This window comes from Shewanella sp. MM_2022_3 (assembly GCF_022557375.1).
Lineage (GTDB): Bacteria > Pseudomonadota > Gammaproteobacteria > Enterobacterales > Shewanellaceae > Shewanella > Shewanella xiamenensis.
Genome location: NZ_JAKZGV010000005.1, coordinates 124,031 through 143,170 on the forward strand (window position 1 = coordinate 124,031; position 19,140 = coordinate 143,170).

Consider the following 19,140-nt stretch of genomic DNA (forward strand, 5'->3'; position numbering starts at 1 on the left):
ACAAGCGAACCAACAAAATGGGAGAAAAGCACAAGCAAACGTTAAAGGACAAGAGCTCTCCGTCACTGTGCATACTTTATCAATCCAAGATGACAGAAAAATGACGTCTAAATTGTTTAACACTTGCAGCCCATTTCCAGCATTATGCTTCTAAATACTGCTTTAAAGCTTCACCAGGAATAGAACTGTCTGTTGCGACTGCAAAAGCCGCCCAAACAGCACCTTCAGACATTGCTTGAGTGATAGATTTGCCAGCACAGAGTCCATGAATAAGCCCAGCAGCATAGGCATCCCCTGCACCCGTGGTGTCGACAACCTCAGCAGGCACCGCAGGCACATGCTGCACATCATCTTGGGTATAAACCTTCGCGCCACGGACACCATCAGTCACCACAAAATAACGTAATGATTCACCACCAATGCTTACACCGTAATCCCAAGAGGCGACATCACATCGTCCATGCATATCACTCATAGAAGCAAGTAGTACATGGCAAGGGCGTGGTCTATCATCCTTGGCCAGTTGCGCGATCACAAGGCAATGATCGAGTGCCGTTTTAGCCCAACTTACAGTCCCTTCCGCTGATGTATTAAAATACAACGCATCCCAATGCTGCCATTTAGGTGGAACCGATAACTCAAAAATAGGCCGCTGTGGGCGGATAATTGTGCGCTCACCGTCAGGTGTCATTACGAGTAGCATCTCACAGGTATTCCCTGCGCGGCGCTGCACTAAATGACAATCGAGCCCTTGAGTGCTAGCCTCTGCAATGGCCCAATCCCCCATTTCATCCCGACCCACTTGGCTGACTAATGCAACTCTATGACCTGCCCAAACAAGTCCAAGCCCTGTATTCGCTCCACCGCCGCCGAGCCTTTGACCGCCATCTTGATAATGAAAGCGCCCACCTGTTTTTAAAGGTTTATCAAGAATTAACACACGGTCACAGTTAAGATTGGCCACCAGCAAAATATTTGCCATGACAGGACTCCATTGAAAGAGAATACCACACCCAATCGGGACAAGTTTTGGGCTAAAAGAGCCCTCAATCTAGACCAAAATGTGGGGTGGCACAATCTGAGAATCTAATACCTATATTCATCAAATGTCAGCTTAAACGTGCTTTTGTTGTAAGACCTTGACCATAATCAAATTCAGTAACACAACACATTCAGGCTAAACAATTAAAGACGATGTTCGATTAATATCATGATAAATAATATGAATAATTTTAAAAACCATAAGCTTTACTCATGAAAATATAACAATATCACCAAGATTCAATCGAGTCTTAAATTAGAAAAAGGTTAAACTTGGTGCCAAGGATAAAGACGAAAGGAATTCGTATGTTAATGGGCTGGCTACATCAGGATATGGATGGCGAAGAACAATTACGCCGTTATCGACAATGCGTAGAGGAATTTAATCTGCTGGACTTTCATGATGATTATGTAGCTAAAATCCAATACGAATATCGATTACTACAAATCTTGTTTGAAGAGCAGTCGATTCAACAAAGTGAGCCTGACTGCTCTGAAAAATAACACGAGAATTAGTCAACCGCCTTAAATGGCGAAAGTGATGCAAACTTGACCTCAAGTTGCCAATCCTGAATAACCATCTCCGACGGTTGCCAACTGTCATCAACCCATTCGTAAAGTAGGCCAGGATCTTCCTCAGCATTCACCAATAAACGACGGCCATCTTTTAAAACAATCGTATAATCAAGCCCCTGCGCATCCACACTTTCAATATCCCCCAAGACTTTGTGGTGAATGCTTGCAATTGCCCCAGTAGCCTTAACTGCTTCAGTTTTATTCGCTCCGCTGTAAAGTCTTAATACCTCATTGGTAGCGGGTTTATGAAATAAAAACTCTTCAGTCACGCCCACAACGATCGACGGATCAAGCTCATACCAAGCGGGTATCCATAATGCGTTCATTGCCATCCCGTTATATCCTGCATAATAATTTTACGGACGTGAACATTCTGCCCTAACCTTAGCCGATAAAATACTGCCCAAAGATAAAATAATTTTATCCTTGCGCAATCCAGTAAACCACAATTCCCTTATCAAATGCTGATAAAACTAGCTGAACAAGCCCGCTCTTAACCAAAACGGCTTATCTCTAAACCACTGGGTACAAACCCATTTTTGCCCCGCTGTTACCTCACAGCCACGGTGCAATGAGGAAGGAATGGGTTTGCCTGTTTGATCCGTATTGTCAAAAACCAAAATAGCGGCAGTCTCAGGTTTGACTTGTATATAAGGTGCCTTGAACTCCGTTTCGCCTCCGTCAAAATCATCATTAAGATACAAAATAGCCGTTTTTGACCTTTGGCCAAAACGTGCCAATTCGGCTTCAATTTCAGCCGTATATGCATGTATTGCATCATAATGCCATTGATAGAACTGGCCAGGCTCGTACCGAAGTACAACGATGGGTTCCGCAAACGCCAACTTAACCCCTGCAAACTTGGCAATGACTCTTTCAACACAAGCCATTGCAAGATTGTCATTAGGGATCGGTGTGGGGTAATGCATGTTGTTGCGGATACCACTTTCGACACTCCCCTTTCCCTGATGTCCATACACAGTAATAGGCCGCAAATGGGGCAATGAACATCTCTTAATATCGTCTAATAAATTCACTGGGAGTTGTGAGTGGGACAGCGTTGCCGATTGCAGTTGCTTCCCGGCTGAAGTCGGCCTGCGCTCAAAAGCCAATAGCGCAGCAAACACACTGATCGCATCAGCGTGGCGGGGCGTAATCGTTTTTAGCCAAGGTACGAAATAACAAAATTGTGCTTTAACCTCTTGCGCTTGCAGAGGATCTTCCATCAAAACATAGGCCCCCCAGAACAATTTTAAACTCGCTAGTTCCTCTAGCTCCCACTCAGCACTAAAAAACAAAGCAATGGCCAGCTCTCTTTCAGAAACCATACTACGCATGCAGTGAACCAACCAAAAACGCACAAAATCAGCCGACTCAGTTGCCAACTTAAGTACTAACGCCTCAGGCAAACGATTGAAATAACGCTCTTCTAATAATTGAACAAATAACTGCTGCATATAAAGACCTATTCACAACTCAACCCAACCATGCTCATTAAAACTGAATCGAATCTGCGATGAAACATTTTATTTACAATTAATCGTTTGTCGTCTTTTGTATCTATCAATCTTGAGTACAAAAATACAATCCAAGTTTCATCTCGGGCTTGGTTTCTGTTAGCTTGAAAACTCAGATAAATAACTGCCACATTTTGTTGGTAAAGTGATCCGATAACCAACCGTGACGTATTGAGCCTGACAACCCATGGCAACAACAATGGCACCCGCTTGCCCTATGGAGAAATCGAATATGCCTGTTTTGCAAACACTCAAACTTACGGGTGATAATGAAACGCTAAAACGTCAAGCGCTTAAGCACTACTTCAATCAAACTTGGACGCTCTATGAGTCGCTCTTCGAGCTGATAAAACACGACCATGCCTATTATTTAAAAGCCGAGCCTTTACGCCATCCGCTGATTTTTTACTTTGGCCACACCGCGACCTTCTACATCAATAAGCTCAAACTGGGCAAATATCTTGAGGAGAGAGTCAACGATCATTTTGAGTCGATGTTTGCCATTGGTGTTGACGAGATGTCTTGGGACGATCTCAATGAAACCCACTACCAATGGCCAACGGTCACCGAGGTAAAAGACTATCGAGACAAGGTAAATCGCGTTGTTAACCAATTAATTGATACTATGCCAATCACCTTGCCTATCACTCAGGACAGCCCTGCTTGGGTCATTTTGATGGGGATTGAGCATGAACGTATCCATTTAGAAACCTCATCAGTCATTATCCGTCAGTTGCCTTTAGAGGAAGTATCCCCAAGTGTTCACTGGCCTGAGTGCCAAGACTATGGAACGATAGACGCTAACCAGCTGATTGCTGTGGCGGGCAAAAAAATCACTTTAGGTAAAAAAGAGCAAGATGAAACCTACGGCTGGGACAACGAATACGGCAATAAGGGCTTTAAAGTGGCAGACTTTAAAGCTTCAAAGTATTTAGTGAGTAATCAAGAATATTTGGGCTTTGTTGAAGCCGGTGGCTATCAATCGCCCGAGTTTTGGAATGAAGAAGGTCGTGCATGGCTGGCTTACACTCAAGCCCAGATGCCACGTTTTTGGCGCCGTGATGAGGGCAAATGGTGGCAACGAAATCTTACCAGCGAAATTCCACTTCCCCTTAATTGGCCAGTTGAAGTCAATCAACTCGAAGCTAAAGCGTTTTGTTATTGGAAAGCGCGCCAGACTCAAAGCAACATCCGCCTTCTGACTGAGGCGGAATGGTATATTCTGCGAGAAAATATTCCAACCGATGCCCCCGACTGGCAAGAAGTGCCAGGGAATATCTCGCTGGCCTACTACGCCTCTTCTTGTCCGGTAAATCGCTTTAAACATAATGAATTTTACGACATTGTCGGTAATGTCTGGCAATGGACCGAAACTGCTATCGATGGTTTTAATGGCTTTGCAGTGCATCCACTCTACGATGATTTTTCAACGCCAACTTTCGATGGTAAACATAACCTGATTAAAGGGGGCTCTTGGATCTCGACGGGCAATGAAGCCATTGCAGCCTCTCGCTACGCGTTTCGCCGTCACTTCTACCAACATGCCGGATTTCGTTATGTGGAGTCCCTGCAAAACCCAGAGCAAATGGCCGAGGTTAATGTGTACGAAACCGATGAACTGATTTCTCAATATTTAGAATTCCATTATGGCGCTCAATATTTTGGCGTCCCGAATTTCTGCGTTAATGGCGTTCAACAGGCGTTAAACGAAATCCAACTTGAGCATACCGCGAAGGCATTAGACATCGGCTGTTCGGTGGGCCGAGCCAGCTTTGAGTTAGCTAAAGTGTTCGACCATGTTGACGGTATCGATTTTTCGGCTCGTTTTATTCAACAAGCCTACGCGCTGACTGAACAAGGCGAAAAACGCTATACCATCCGCACCGAGGGCGATTTACAAGAGTTTAAGAGTGTCAGCCTTGCTAAACTGGGCTACCAGGAAGAAGCCAAAAAAGTCAACTTCATGCAAGGTGATGCCTGTAATCTTAAGCCGATCTACACAGGTTACGACTTAGTTTATGCCTCAAACCTTATCGACAGGTTGAACGATCCCAAACATTTCCTCACCAGTATTGGCCAACGCATTAACCAAGGTGGCTACCTAGTGATTGCATCACCTTATACTTGGCTTGAGGATTACACACCAAAAGAGAAATGGCTCGGAGGTATTAAAGTGAAAGGAGAAAATTTCACCACTTTAGATGGGTTGACCGAAACCTTGATCGGCCAATTTGAGCTAGTCGCGGTTAAGGAAATCCCCTTTGTTATCCGTGAGACTAAACGCAAGTTCCAACATTCCCTCTCAGAAATGACGATCTGGCGTAAACGATAACCGAGAACATTTAAGAAAAAATCCGCCAGAGAATCACTTCTGGCGGATGCATAACAGACAGCTCTGTGACATTCGCGGCCTCCAATGGCAAGGATCTGCTTTTGATATTGCTTACCGATAACCAAGTTGATTTACTAAGCCAATAAACTCTCTCTTCAGGAAGCGGCTAGGCTTATCACTGCACTGTATTCCTCTACTAGGGCGTGTTGACGTTTCAGTAGAATAACGACACATCATTCCTCGTTTCGCGAGCACGTGCTTGCCAGAACGAACAAAATCTAATCTCGAAACGTCAACACGCCCTAATACCAATGGCATTAAACATCTGTTCATTCAGCACGAGTTCAAAGTGCTTTAGGCAAGGCGAAGCATAATGGAGCTCTATCAGAAGTCTTGAACCTAATATAAAGTACTTCATTCATCCAGCCATCACCTGCACTATGGTTGCTAAGCCAGATTATTTTATTGGGTATGCCAGCACCAACGAGTAATAACATAGAATAAGTAAGAAAGTTTATGCACTTACACCAAAAACAAATCCTGCGTGCACAACATCCTATTTATTAAGCAGCTAAAGAGCAAAAAATCATATTGACGACAGAATTAAAATAACTTTGAATTGCATACATATTCATAAGCATAAAGTAATTGGAGCACGAGATGGAACGAATTGAGCAAGTAGCAGTAGCCAAAAAAGCCAATATCTACTTTGAGGGTAAGGTCGCTAGCCGCAGTGTATTTTTCAGTGACGGTAGTAAACAAACCCTAGGCGTAGTGCTTCCAGGAGAATACGAGTTTTCCACCTCTCAAGGGGAAATCATGCAGGTTACCAGCGGCAGTTTCGAGGTGTTACTACCAAATAACACAACCTGGCAAACCTTTAGCGAAGGCAGCCAGTTTGAGCTTGCGGCCAATGTCAGCTTTAAAATTCGCAATAGCGACATAGCAGAATATTGCTGCAGCTATCTATAGCGTTCAAGTCGATGGAATGCTTAGTCAACTGAGCATTCCGCTGTTTACACAATACATCTGTATAAAAACCAACCACTAGACGACTGGTCTAATTTGCTATAGACTCCTTCGCCATGAAAACAGAAACCCAATCAACCCGTCAGCATATTCTCGACGTCGGTTACTCGCTGATCGTTAAGCAAGGCTTTTCGTGTCTAGGATTAGCCCAATTACTCAAGACCGCCCAAGTACCAAAAGGCTCGTTTTACCATTACTTTGAATCCAAAGAGCAATTCGGTGAGGCACTGTTAACCAGTTATTTTGAGCAATACCAAACAGAGCTTGATAGCTTATTTGCCAACCCACAGCTCTCTGGCTTTGATCGCCAAATGCAATACTGGCAAAGATGGTTGCACGTGCAGCAGGACGGCTGTATCGATCAAAAATGCCTAGTCGTTAAGTTAAGTGCTGAGGTGGCCGATCTCTCTGAGGCTATGCGCCTTGTGCTTTTAAAGGGGTCGGCTGGCATCATTGAGCGCTTAACCCAGTGCATTCAAGTGGGGATTACCGATAAATCCATCTGTGAACAGGATGCTCAGGCAACAGCAGAGTTGTTGTATCACATGTGGCTCGGCGCCAGTTTGATGAATAAACTCGGCCACAGCCGCGCAGCTTTAGAGCGCGCCCTTGCAATGACCGAATCTATTTTAAAGACCAAAACCATGGGTTAATGCCAGCAACACTGGCACACCAATTAATCAGCAACCCGTTAATGAACAATGAAATATCGCCTCGTCGGCTTGATTTATCATTTAGTAGCCAAACCAATATAGACGACTGGTCTACTAAATTCATTTTCCAACCATAGGACAAATAGCAGTATGTTTAATTTCACCTACTACAATCCAACTCGTATTCATTTTGGTAAAAATACCATAGCTGAAATCGACACCTTAGTGCCTAGCAATGCCAGAGTGATGGTGCTATTTGGCGGCAGCAGCGCCAAACGAACAGGTACCTTAGCTGAAGTAAAACAAGCGCTTGGAAATCGTTTTGTGGTCGAATTTGAGGGGATCGAACCCAATCCAACCTACGAAACTCTGATGCAAGCGGTCGCGCAAGTACGTGAATTACATATCGACTTCTTACTCGCCGTTGGTGGCGGTTCGGTCATCGATGGCACTAAGTTTGTTGCCGCGGCTGCGGTATTTGAAGGCGAGCCTTGGGATATTCTCACGAGCTGGGGCACCAAGGTGACCAAAGCCATGCCATTTGGCTCGGTATTAACCCTACCGGCCACAGGTTCAGAGATGAACAATGCCAGTGTGGTGACCCGTAAATCTTTGAAAGCAAAGCTGCCATTCCGTAACGATTTAGTGTATCCACAATTCTCCATCCTCGATCCCACCAAAACCTTTACCCTACCGGAAAGACAAGTGGCGAACGGTGTTGTCGATGCGTTTGTGCATATCACCGAGCAATATCTCACTTACCCAGTCAATGCCGCGGTACAGGACAGATTTGCCGAAGGTTTACTGCAAATTTTGATTGAATTAGGCCCGCAAGCACTCACAAAGCCTGAAGATTACGATATCCGCGCTAACTTGATGTGGGTCGCGACTATGGCACTCAATGGCACGATTGCCACAGGCGTTCCGCATGATTGGGCAACTCACATGATTGGCCATGAGCTCACCGCACTCTATGATATTGACCATGCCCGTACCTTAGCCATTGTATTGCCAGCACTATTACGCTGCACAAAAACGGCTAAGCGTGAAAAATTACTGCAATTTGCAGACAGAGTATGGCATATCACCACAGGCTCCGAAGACGAACGAATCGAGGCCGCGATTGCGAAAACCCAAGCATTTTTCGAAGCCATGGGCATTGCAACGCACTTATCTGGCTATGATTTAGGTAAAGAAGCTGTCGATGCGGTTGTTGCTCAACTCGAGAAACATGGCATGGTTGCTTTAGGTGAACATGGCAATATTGATCCCGCCATGAGCCGCGATATTTTAACCCTCGCCTTATAGCTCAATCTCACATCTCTGCAATCCCATGCTGCCGTGAGACTTTACACTATCAACGCACCATAATGGTGCGTTGATATTCCCTCAAACGGGGCAAAGGGTACTCACACTTAGGGGCATCAAGTTTTAAAGAAATATTTGTAATGGCGTTAGCGACATCATTCAGTCACACCTTGTCATCTTGTAAACCCGTTTATCGCCGATAAATCCTCATTACTGATGCACAAACACCATGATTTTTGATGAAAAAACGACTACTCTTGGATAATCTTATCTTACTGATAAAAGGATTTTTGCATGCGTTTCTTTACTCTCATCAGCTTAGTGCTGCTTAGCTTATTCGCGCAGGCAACAGTATATAAGTGGGTCGATAAGGACGGTAAAGTTCATTATTCCGATGAGCCACATCCAAATGCTGAGATTGTTGAATTAAAAGAAAAAACGCTAAACCAAATTACCCTTCCCCCCGTAAACCCTGATACAAATGATTCGCAAGCCATTGAACAAACCAAATACCAAGTCGTCATAACTTCCCCCGAAGAAGAGGAAACCGTCAGGGATAATAATGGCGATTTCCAAGTCACAGCCACAGTCACCCCTGAAATCAAGAGCCAATATTTGATGGCCCTTAAACTCGATGGTAAAGCCATCGGCCAACCCCAAATTGGCGGCACATTTCAGTTGAACAATATCGACAGAGGTGAACATACCATTGTTGTCGATGCGATGACTCAAAACGGCAAAGTCTTTGCATCTAGCTCACCAAGAAAGATATTTCTTCATCAAGCGGCGATGACTCCAGCACCTAAAAAGCAACCAAAATCAAATTAAGTTGTTTAATAATAATTAGTTAGGCTGTAAGCAATACATTAAGCCGTTTGACGAAGTCGAGTTGCAGCATGCACCAAATCGGTGCAACATAAGGGTGCAACCCTATTTTCAGGAACGGTAGATGGATAAAGAGACTCTGCTCAATCATTTAGTGACCGCGGTACTGGTCATCGATAAGGATCTTAAGCCTTGTTATGCCAACGCCGCTGCAGAGCAACTGTTAGGTGTCGGTAGCCACAGGCTAGTCGAACAAGCATTACCCGAGCATTATCAAGCGCTCGGTGTCGACGCTCAGCTCCTTAGCGATGCGGTAAAGGCTGGGCAAAGTCTCACCGTTAACACCGCGACGTTAGTCACCTTAGATGCCCAGCATCACACAGTCGATCTGACACTGATCCCGCTCGAGGATGAAGCACAGCTGAGCCTGCTTGAACTTAGGCAAGTCGACCAACAACGACGTATCCACCAGCAACTTAGCCAAGATGCACAGCAGCAGGCGGCACAATTCTTAGTGCGTAACTTAGCCCATGAGATTAAAAACCCCTTAGGCGGCTTGCGTGGCGCAGCGCAATTGCTCTCGCGGGAACTCGACGATCCCGCGCAAAAGGAATTTACCAATCTCATCATCGAACAAGCTGATCGGCTGCGTAGCTTAGTCGACCGACTGCTTGGCCCGCAGCGCCCCACTCAACATAGCCTACATAACATTCATCAAGTGGTGCAAAAAGTGTACAAGCTGGTGGAGATCGCACTGCCAGCCAATATCCAGTTGAAGCGGGATTATGATCCCTCGATTCCCGATATCGAGATGGACCCAGATCAAATGCAGCAAGCCGTGCTGAATATTTTGCAGAATGCGGTGCAAGCCCTTGAGCATACAGGTGGCGAAATCCTGATCCGCACCCGCACGCAACATCAGGTCACTATCGGTTCGCAGCGCCACAAGCTCGTACTGACCCTGTCCATTATCGACAATGGCCCAGGCATTCCGCCTGAGCTCATGGACACACTTTTTTATCCCATGGTCACCAGCCGTGAGCAAGGTTCTGGGCTGGGTCTATCGATTGCCCACAACATTGCCAGATTACACTCGGGCAGAATTGATTGCGTCTCCAGCCCAGGACACACAGAATTTATTATCTCTCTACCGATTTTAAGCGCAAAATAATTAAGCAAAACCAACACATACCGTATGAGGAAGCAAAATGCGAATCAGTGAACAAGTGTGGATCCTCGACGATGATAGCTCAATACGTTGGGTGCTCGAAAAAGCGCTCCAAGGCGCTAAACTCAGCACCGCCAGCTTTGCTGCGGCCGAATCACTTTGGCAAGCATTAGAGATTGCCCAACCAAGGGTCATCGTCTCGGATATCCGTATGCCGGGCACCGATGGCTTAACTCTGCTTGAAAGACTGCAAATCCACTATCCGCATATTCCCGTTATCATCATGACGGCGCATTCGGACTTAGACAGTGCCGTGAGTGCCTATCAAGCTGGGGCGTTTGAGTATTTGCCAAAACCCTTTGATATTGATGAGGCAATTTCCCTCGTTGAGCGTGCGCTGACCCATGCAACAGAGCAAAGTCCAACGCCAGTTGCGCAGGAAACTCAAGTCAAAACCCCCGAAATTATCGGTGAAGCCCCCGCGATGCAGGAGGTGTTTCGTGCCATTGGTAGGTTATCGCGTTCTTCAATCAGCGTGCTGATCAATGGCCAATCAGGCACAGGTAAAGAGCTAGTCGCAGGCGCACTGCATAAGCACAGTCCGCGTAAAGATAAACCTTTTATCGCCTTGAATATGGCGGCGATTCCCAAGGATTTAATCGAATCAGAACTATTTGGCCATGAAAAAGGCGCCTTTACTGGTGCGGCTAACGTGCGTCAAGGGCGCTTTGAGCAAGCTAACGGCGGCACCCTGTTTTTAGATGAAATAGGCGATATGCCGCTAGACGTGCAAACTCGTTTGCTACGGGTTCTCGCCGATGGACAGTTTTATCGAGTCGGCGGCCACAGTGCTGTACAAGTGGATGTGCGCATCATTGCTGCCACCCACCAAGATCTTGAGCAATTAGTCCTAAAAGGCGGATTTAGGGAAGACTTATTCCACCGCCTCAATGTGATTCGTATCCATTTACCACCGCTGTCACAACGCCGTGAGGATATTCCTCAGCTTGCTAGCCACTTTTTAGCCTCCGCCGCCAAGGAGATTGGTGTCGAAGCCAAAATCCTCACCAAGGAGACCGCCGCTAAGCTATCGCAATTGCCATGGCCGGGCAACGTTAGACAACTCGAGAACACTTGTCGCTGGCTCACCGTCATGGCCTCAGGACAAGAAATCCTGCCCCAAGACTTGCCGCCCGAGTTACTTAAGGAACCTACCAGTATTAATCCAATGGCGAAAGGCAGCCAAGATTGGCAATCGGCACTCACCGAGTGGATCGACCAAAAACTGTCTGAGGGAAATAGCGATTTATTAACCGAAGTACAGCCTGCCTTTGAGCGCATATTACTCGAAACCGCATTGCGACATACACAAGGGCATAAACAAGAAGCGGCAAAACGTTTAGGCTGGGGAAGAAATACTTTAACGCGAAAACTGAAAGAATTGTCTATGGATTAACCATCCATTTAAAAGCAAAAAAGGGATATCACTATCCCTTTTTTATTATTTAGATTTAATCTAAATAATTAGAACTGGTAATGCACACCAATCGCCAGTTGTTTAATATCGGTATCGATATCTTTCACATTTAAATAATTGTGGTCAGCGTCTAAATCACCGCTAGTAACATCGTAACTCAAGCGAACATTTAAATGCTCTGTCACAGCAGCGTTAATACCAACACCGTAGGTCCAGCCATAGCCTGTGAAATCTTCATCAAAACCAAAACCGTCAATATTCATAGCCATAGATGCAACACCGACCTTTGCATAAGCTGAGAACATATCATTGATTTGCATAGTAAACTTAGGTGTAAAAGTAAGTGCACCCGCAGAAATATCGACATCCTTATCGCCTAAATCGCCAGTTGCAAATAAATTCGCCTCTAAACCAAACCATTCGTTAAAGTTGTAACCACCGTATACACCGAAACCTGTCCCTGTTTCTCCATCATCAAGCACATCAACAGTCACGCGATTTAGTGCACCACCCACATAAAAACCTGTGGTGTCAGCTGCCGCTACAGCTTGGCCTGTCACTAATACTGCTAGTAAAGAACCCGCAACTAAAGATAGTTTTTTCATTACATTTCCCTAATGAGTTAACCTAAGTAGTAAACGCCGCGAATAATATAACAAACACAAAATAAGAGTAATAGTTTGTAAAGGCTAAATACACTTTATACAGAAAGCATTCAGCTTTAAATAAAACGAGCATGTATGAAAAGAGACTTAAGCATTAACTAACGACTCGCAATACATTCATAATCGCGAAATAACACCAACGAATAAGGGAACGACGTTTTCGCTCATCGAGGCATTCACTAATCATGACTTTTCCCGATAGTGCACAAATTACCCGGCTGCGCCACATTAATAATGGCCAAACATGTAGTCGATACTCCCGCTGCGCAATATTGAACGGAATAATTCTCGGCCAATAATATAAGGATTGACGCAGGATAAGCTCGCTCCAAACGCCCATAGGAAGATTCACTAGATTATGATCAGAGAGGTTTGAGTCAAGTCCCCCGCTCGCGCTGGGGACATGCTCGGCAATCAACTCAAAGCGAGTCGACAATCGATGATAACGGCAGATGAGCCGCGTATTAGCATCAAACAGGTGAGACTGCCGCTGCATCCATGGCATAACCACTCCTTTGGTATGTCAATAATCGCTTTAGTGTTTTACCGCGGTTATTGAGTCATTGGCTCCACTTGTACGGGATCTTGGTGAATAATCACCTCGGCATCTTCAAAGGCGGCCTTTACCCTAAGCCCTGTGGTATCGGCAATACTGTGGGCCTCGTTTAGGCTTAAATGGCCGTCTAACTCCAAATGGAATTGAATAAAAATGGTTTTACCTGCTTGGCGCGTCCGTAAATCATGAAGCCCTAATACTCTTGGATCTTCCTTAGCAATTTGTTTTATCCGCTGGCGGGTTTCTTCATCTAACTCACGATCTAACAATGCTTGAATCGAGCGGTAACCTAAATCAAAAGCCTGCCGGCCTATGTAACAGGCAATCAGTACTGCAAATAGACCATCCGCCCACCACCAGCCATATTGAGACAATATGAGTGCTAAAAGCACTGCGGCATTGAGAAATAAATCTGACTTATAGTGCAACGAATCGGCTTCAACCACAGTGCTATTCGTTGCCGCTAGCGCCCGTTTTTGCAGCAAAACTAAGGCGAGTGTCAGCACAATTGCGACTACAGAAACCACTACGCCTAAGGTGGCATTTTCAACGGGTGAAGGATTTAGCAAACGTTCGCCGCCATAAAATAGCAACAGAAATGCCGAACCCATAATAAAAGCCGATTGCGCTAGCGAGGCTAATGGCTCAGCTTTACCGTGACCATATCTGTGGTCATGATCTGCGGGAACGAGAGCATAGCGAATGGCAATAAAATTGATAATCGAAGCGAGTGCATCGGCGAATGAATCCGTCAAGGATGCCAACATACTGGCAGAACCGGAATACAACCAAGCTAACAGTTTGATTGTGATAAGGGTCAAAGCAGTAGCCACGGAAGCGCGACTAGCTAATTTGACCCAAAAATCGTATTGGGAAGTTTCAGTCATAGGGGTCTATATCGGGAAGCTATGACCCTATTGTATATCAGCTTACAAGCTTAACTGCGAGGTTCTTTAGCAGCTTGTGCTTCAAATCGCGCTTTAAACTTAGCTTGTTGCTCGGGCGTCAGCAGATTGTAAATTTGATTCTGCATCTTCATCCTTTCAATCGCTTGCGTTAGACGTTTTTCCTGCTGAGCACTCAGCAGTGCCTTAGCTTGCGCCTCATCGAAGGTGGCCGAGGTGATCAACCCATGCATTTCAGTTCGGTGCGCTAAACGCTCTTCCTTCGAAGGTCTATCATCACTACGTGCTGCACGTTGCTCAGCAAACAGTTTTTTAATGTCTGCTTTTTGTGCATCAGTTAAGTCTAATCCTTCGAACATTCTATGCATGCCATCATGCTCCATGCGATCGCCACGTTTATGAAACTCACCACGAGAATGATCACAGCCTTGGCTAGGCTCAGCACTCACTGCTGTCGCCAATACTGCGGAGCTTGCTAAGATGGCAAATAGACCTGCTTTTAAAGGAGATAATGTTTTCATCATATTAACCTCAATAATTCAACTTCATGTTGTAAAGATAAGAAATAGTGACGACCCTTTTAAAAGCCGAATCACTTTCGACGATAACAGTCTAAAGCCTCATATGTAAGTGAGGTCGTGACCTGAGTAAATCAGTGTAAAGTTGCGCCAATAACCATACCCGAACCACCTTAAGGAGCAGAAACTCGACTCTGGAACTCGCTTAGGTAAAACAGATTCTCTATTCTTTACTTTGGCTTACATTGCTACACAGCAATTGACATCAAAAGGGGTATACTCAGGCAAAGTACTAAAAGTGCCTGCGATTTACTGAGCCCATGCCGGTTTGCAGCACCCGTTCACCCAGATTAAGGAACACTATGAGTCGGATATTATTAATCGATGATGATCTCGGTTTATCAGAACTCCTTGGACAATTACTCGAACTCGAAGGGTTTAAACTCACGTTAGCCTACGATGGCAAGCAAGGCCTAGAACTGGCCCTTGCAGGGGATTACGATCTGATCTTACTCGATGTGATGTTACCTAAATTAAACGGTTTTGAAGTGCTGCGCGCCCTGCGCCAACACAAGCAAACTCCAGTGCTGATGCTCACCGCCAGAGGTGATGAAATTGACCGAGTGGTAGGGCTTGAGATCGGTGCCGATGACTATTTACCTAAGCCCTTCAATGACAGGGAGCTTATCGCCCGTATTCGCGCCATTATTCGCCGCTCACACTTAACCGCCCAAGAAATTCACGCCACCCCGGCGCAGGAGTTTGGTGATTTACGCTTAGATCCCTCACGCCAAGAAGCCTACTGCAATGAGCAACTGATCATCCTCACGGGCACAGAATTTACCCTACTGCACACCTTAGCGCTCCATGCTGGCGAGTTGATGAATAAAGAAGAGCTCAATGAAATTGTGCTGGGTAAAAAATTGATGCCATTCGATCGCAGCCTAGACATGCACCTCTCGAATCTACGTAAAAAACTTCCCGAGCGCAGCGATGGCAGACCCAGGGTGAAAACTATTCGTGGCAAAGGTTATATCTGGTTACCATAACGGCGGGAACAACTGTGCCTAATCGCTTATTTATCAAATTACTGCTCGGATTTTGGCTCTGTAGTTCGTTGATTATTGCCTTAGTCGGGCTGTTGCCTTTGTTGCAACAAAATCACGACCGCGCCCCAATACCGCCCCACCTGCAAAAAGTACTGGCGACCGTAGCGCAGCGCATTCAAGAAAATCCAACTCTGCTTAAGTCCGATTTTCTGCGCCGCTGGGAGAGGCATCGAGATATGGAAGGCAAACCGCTGCGGCTGTATCTCACCAATAGCCAAGGCCAAGTGATTAACACCAATAGAATCAGCCGTGGTGTACGCAGTTTTATGCTGATGGCCGATGAAGAAAAACAGCCAATTAGCCACCAATTTAAAGATGAATTAGTATTTGGCCCACACCAATTTACTCTGGAGGGAGAAACCTATTTTCTCTATGGTCGACTGCCAGATATTCATCCTCGGCCCTGGTTCTTCTTCTTCATCGAAAACAAACTACTCACCCTCAGTTTGGCCATACTGATGTCGGGATTACTCTGCGCCCTACTCGCTTGGCATTTGGGTAAGCCACTCAGTTCACTCAAGAAAAGTGCAGATGCCCTCGCCGAAGGTGATCTCAGTAATCGGGTAGATAAGGCAACCACCCAACGTAACGATGAAATCGGCCAACTCGCCACTGCGTTTAACAGCATGGCTGACTCGATTGAGGCCATGGTCAAAAATCAACAGCGATTAATGGGTGATATTTCCCACGAACTGCGCACCCCACTGACCCGCCTGCAATTGTCACTGGCACTGGCCCGTAAGAAAGGCCAACAAACTACAGAAACCGACCGCATTGCCTACGAGGCCGAGCAATTAGAACAACTGATTGCCGAGCTGCTGGAGCTATCGCGGGTCAAACTTAGCACCAATGAGACCAAGGTACGCCTTGGCTTAGCCGAGTCGTTAAGCCAAGTATTGGACGATGCCGAATTTGAAGCCGATCAACAGGGCAAAAAGATCACTATCGATATCGATGAAGCCATCGAACTCAGCCATTACCCCAAATCCCTGTCTCGCGCGATAGAAAACCTGCTGCGCAACGCGATTCGTTATGCCCAGAGCGATATCCACCTGCGCGCGAGCCAAGCCAGCGGCCAAGTACAGATCACCATTAAAGACGATGGCCCGGGGATAGATCCTGCTGAACTTGAAGCGATTTTTAAACCCTTCTATCGCCCCGATTCGGCAAGGCAGCGGGAAAGCGGTGGTTGGGGCCTAGGACTCGCCATTACCGAAGCAGCCATTAGCGCCCATAAAGGCAAAATCAGAGCCGAGAATCGTCAGCCCCACGGCCTTGAAGTCAATATCAGTTTACCGACCTAAAAACATAAGCCCCGCTAACACCGTCAGCGGGGCTTATATTATCAACAGTCAACTACCGTTAGTCCTTAATACCGAGCTGTTTTAATTTGCGATACAAGGCATTACGACTAATCCCCAAACGCTTAGCACATTGGCTCACATTGCCCTCGCAGGCGCGGTAAGCCTGCAACACGTTCAGATTTATGGTTCCATGGAGCGAGTCGATGGTGGCGGAGCTAGACTCGGCCAGTTCGTGCGGATGCGCCGTGGTTTCGGCTTCAACAACCTCAGTTAAGGTGTGCGGCTCAAACGCCAGATCCATTAGCTTTTGAGCAAGGTAATCGGGGAGATGATTGATCTCGAGTACAACCTCACCTTCGGCCATTAAACACGCCACCTGCATTAGGTTATCCAGCTCCCTTAGATTGCCGGGCCAATCGTAACGCATCAGCTGCGCCAATAATTCAGCACACAGGGTTTGTGGGCCGCTGCGGTGACGGCGGTGTAATTTATGGATGATGCGCTCAATATCCTGCCGCTCACGCAGCGCAGGCAAGCGCACCTGCAATCCATTCAGGCGATAAAACAAATCCTGACGGAACAATCCCTGCGACACCAGCGACTCTAAATCCATATGGGTCGCGGCGATGATCTGAATATCGACCTTAACACTTTGATTACTGCCGACAGGAACGACCTCACGCTCCTGCAGCACCCGGAGTAACCGGCTTTGCGCCGCCAGCGGCATCTCGCCAATTTCATCGAGGAACAAAAAACCACCGTGGGCTTGGCGGATCTTACCGATAAAACCAGTTCGATTAGCGCCAGTAAAAGCCCCTGCCTGATAGCCAAATAACTCAGACTCAACTAACTCCGCGGGCAAGGCGGCGCAATTCACCGCCACTAACGGCTGCGCCCGGCGCGAGCTCTGGGCATGGAGCTTTTTGACAAACTGCTCTTTACCCACCCCAGTTTCACCGAGCACCAGCAAAGGGATTTGTTTAGTGATGACTTTATTCGCTTGCTGCCAAGCCCGCTCAAGCAAAGGATCGCGAAACCTTACTCCCAATTGACTCTGCGGCTTATCTTGAATCGTCTTCGCACTTTTGGTCTGCGTAGCACCCAACGCCTGAGTCTGTAAGTGCAGGGCCAAATCCCGATTGAAGCCCCCCGCTCGCGCCCAGCTATCTCCCAAATGCAGCTCTAGGCTATCGCCCAGCTTGGCTTGACTCAGCAATTGTTTTGCCATGGGATTACAACCCACAATTCGCCCATCACTGTCAGCGATCACTATGCCTTGCCAGCCAGAACTTAATAAACTCGGCTCGGCGGCTAAATCAATCCGATAATGGCTATCGGGCAGATGACACAGCAGCGCCGTTTCGACCTGCTGCGCCAGACTCGACACTAACATTAAGGTCTGCTGTGAATGCCGCTGTTGCTCACTGGTGATATCGAGCACTCCGAGCATCTCGCCTTGGGGTGAAAAAATCGGGCAAGCAGTACAACTCATAAAACGATTTTGGCGGATAAAATGCTGCTCGCCAACCACTGAAACCGCCTGCTTAGCCGTGAGCGCCGTCCCTATGGCATTGGTGCCTTTATACTGTTCAAGCCAGTTAACCCCAATATCAAGCGCTACATCCGCTAACTTACTGGAATAGCGGCTCACACCCCAATGTTTCAGCACATAACCGTCGGCATCGGAGAGCAATAATCGACTATTGGAGTGCGCCATCAGTTGATTAAACAGCGGTAAGGCATGGGATTGTACTAATTCGATGAGTTGCTGATATTGCTCATGTTTATGTTTGAGTTCAGCGCGCGTGAGCCTGAGATCCTCACCAGCACGAAACTCTGATAAGCCAGCACCTAAGCTGCGCTGCCATGAATCGGCTAACCATGCCTGTGTGGTTGGGAAATGCGGTTTTACTGTCATAGCCATGCTCCCCGAGCGCTGTTCCATTTCGGCACACCTATGGTGTGTCGTTGGATGACAAAATGACCACAGGGCACCTTTCCTTCCGTGAATGCCCCTATTGTTTGGGATCTGCAAAATTAGCTTTTCATCATACTGTTAGCTCAACAAGTGTACAACTCCTGCCAGTTTGGCACTGTCCTTGCGATATCCGTTTATACGCAGTACTCAAGTGTTGCGTAAGAGAACACCAACTTAAT

18 protein-coding genes are annotated in these 19,140 nt (G+C 46.5%); 10 read left to right on the forward strand and 8 right to left on the reverse strand.

Annotated features, from left to right (window positions below; genetic code table 11):
* Positions 1-142: 142 nt before the first annotated feature.
* Positions 143-982 (reverse strand): PfkB family carbohydrate kinase, encoded by an 840-nt coding sequence (locus tag MMG82_RS05070; protein ID WP_241406563.1) that lies wholly within the window; start codon positions 980-982, stop codon positions 143-145.
* Between the two features lie 365 nt (positions 983-1,347).
* On the opposite strand from MMG82_RS05070, the gene MMG82_RS05075 reads away from it, so the two are divergent.
* Entirely contained in the window at positions 1,348-1,545 is a 198-nt protein-coding gene (locus MMG82_RS05075) for a hypothetical protein (protein WP_037423119.1), read from the forward strand.
* A gap of 8 nt (positions 1,546-1,553) precedes the next feature.
* On the opposite strand, the gene MMG82_RS05080 is transcribed toward MMG82_RS05075, so the two are convergent.
* Together MMG82_RS05080 and MMG82_RS05085 are read right to left on the reverse strand one after the other, a co-directional pair.
* A complete protein-coding gene (locus tag MMG82_RS05080; RefSeq protein WP_037423116.1) occupies positions 1,554-1,949 on the reverse strand; it encodes a hypothetical protein in 396 nt (131 codons plus the stop codon).
* A 141-nt stretch (positions 1,950-2,090) separates the two neighbouring features.
* Positions 2,091-3,074: a 2OG-Fe(II) oxygenase gene (locus MMG82_RS05085; protein ID WP_241406564.1), complete on the reverse strand. Its 984-nt coding sequence runs from the start codon at positions 3,072-3,074 to the stop codon at positions 2,091-2,093.
* A 292-nt stretch (positions 3,075-3,366) separates the two neighbouring features.
* On the opposite strand from MMG82_RS05085, the gene ovoA reads away from it, so the two are divergent.
* The 7 genes from ovoA (at position 3,367) to glnG (ending at position 11,905) form a co-directional block, all read left to right on the forward strand.
* Positions 3,367-5,466, forward strand: coding sequence for a 5-histidylcysteine sulfoxide synthase (ovoA, locus tag MMG82_RS05090; protein ID WP_241406565.1), 2,100 nt, complete (start codon positions 3,367-3,369; stop codon positions 5,464-5,466).
* Positions 5,467-6,126: 660 nt separating this feature from the next.
* Complete coding sequence (locus tag MMG82_RS05095; RefSeq protein ID WP_047538618.1) at positions 6,127-6,438, forward strand: pyrimidine/purine nucleoside phosphorylase; 312 nt, start codon at positions 6,127-6,129, stop codon at positions 6,436-6,438.
* A 113-nt stretch (positions 6,439-6,551) separates the two neighbouring features.
* Complete coding sequence (locus MMG82_RS05100) at positions 6,552-7,148, forward strand: TetR/AcrR family transcriptional regulator (RefSeq protein ID WP_140907482.1); 597 nt, start codon at positions 6,552-6,554, stop codon at positions 7,146-7,148.
* Positions 7,149-7,298: 150 nt separating this feature from the next.
* Entirely contained in the window at positions 7,299-8,456 is a 1,158-nt protein-coding gene (locus MMG82_RS05105) for an iron-containing alcohol dehydrogenase (protein WP_037425092.1), read from the forward strand.
* Positions 8,457-8,750: 294 nt separating this feature from the next.
* A complete protein-coding gene (locus tag MMG82_RS05110; protein ID WP_241406566.1) occupies positions 8,751-9,284 on the forward strand; it encodes a DUF4124 domain-containing protein in 534 nt (177 codons plus the stop codon).
* A 121-nt stretch (positions 9,285-9,405) separates the two neighbouring features.
* Positions 9,406-10,452 (forward strand): nitrogen regulation protein NR(II), encoded by a 1,047-nt coding sequence (gene glnL, locus MMG82_RS05115; RefSeq protein WP_037423098.1) that lies wholly within the window; start codon positions 9,406-9,408, stop codon positions 10,450-10,452.
* 37 nt (positions 10,453-10,489) lie between these two features.
* Entirely contained in the window at positions 10,490-11,905 is a 1,416-nt protein-coding gene (gene glnG / locus MMG82_RS05120) for a nitrogen regulation protein NR(I) (protein ID WP_055647105.1), read from the forward strand.
* 68 nt (positions 11,906-11,973) lie between these two features.
* Here glnG and MMG82_RS05125 read toward each other — a convergent pair whose 3' ends face one another.
* From MMG82_RS05125 to MMG82_RS05140, 4 genes are all read right to left on the reverse strand, one after another.
* Positions 11,974-12,531 carry a porin family protein gene (locus MMG82_RS05125; protein WP_047538633.1) on the reverse strand — a complete coding sequence of 186 codons (558 nt, stop codon included), beginning with the start codon at positions 12,529-12,531 and terminating at the stop codon, positions 11,974-11,976.
* A gap of 154 nt (positions 12,532-12,685) precedes the next feature.
* Complete coding sequence (locus MMG82_RS05130) at positions 12,686-13,096, reverse strand: hypothetical protein (RefSeq protein ID WP_081990927.1); 411 nt, start codon at positions 13,094-13,096, stop codon at positions 12,686-12,688.
* A gap of 47 nt (positions 13,097-13,143) precedes the next feature.
* Positions 13,144-14,034: a cation diffusion facilitator family transporter gene (locus MMG82_RS05135; protein ID WP_047538636.1), complete on the reverse strand. Its 891-nt coding sequence runs from the start codon at positions 14,032-14,034 to the stop codon at positions 13,144-13,146.
* A gap of 50 nt (positions 14,035-14,084) precedes the next feature.
* Entirely contained in the window at positions 14,085-14,573 is a 489-nt protein-coding gene (locus MMG82_RS05140; RefSeq protein WP_050991289.1) for a Spy/CpxP family protein refolding chaperone, read from the reverse strand.
* Positions 14,574-14,932: 359 nt separating this feature from the next.
* On the opposite strand from MMG82_RS05140, the gene MMG82_RS05145 reads away from it, so the two are divergent.
* The gene (locus MMG82_RS05145; RefSeq protein ID WP_011621060.1) at positions 14,933-15,619 is read left to right on the forward strand and encodes a response regulator; all 687 of its coding nucleotides are present in this window, start codon (positions 14,933-14,935) and stop codon (positions 15,617-15,619) included.
* Positions 15,620-15,633: 14 nt separating this feature from the next.
* Positions 15,634-16,983, forward strand: coding sequence for an ATP-binding protein (locus MMG82_RS05150; RefSeq protein ID WP_055647103.1), 1,350 nt, complete (start codon positions 15,634-15,636; stop codon positions 16,981-16,983).
* A gap of 58 nt (positions 16,984-17,041) precedes the next feature.
* Here the strand turns inward: MMG82_RS05150 and MMG82_RS05155 are convergent, their stop codons facing one another.
* Positions 17,042-18,901: a sigma-54-dependent Fis family transcriptional regulator gene (locus MMG82_RS05155; RefSeq protein ID WP_047540656.1), complete on the reverse strand. Its 1,860-nt coding sequence runs from the start codon at positions 18,899-18,901 to the stop codon at positions 17,042-17,044.
* Positions 18,902-19,140 lie beyond the last annotated feature (239 nt).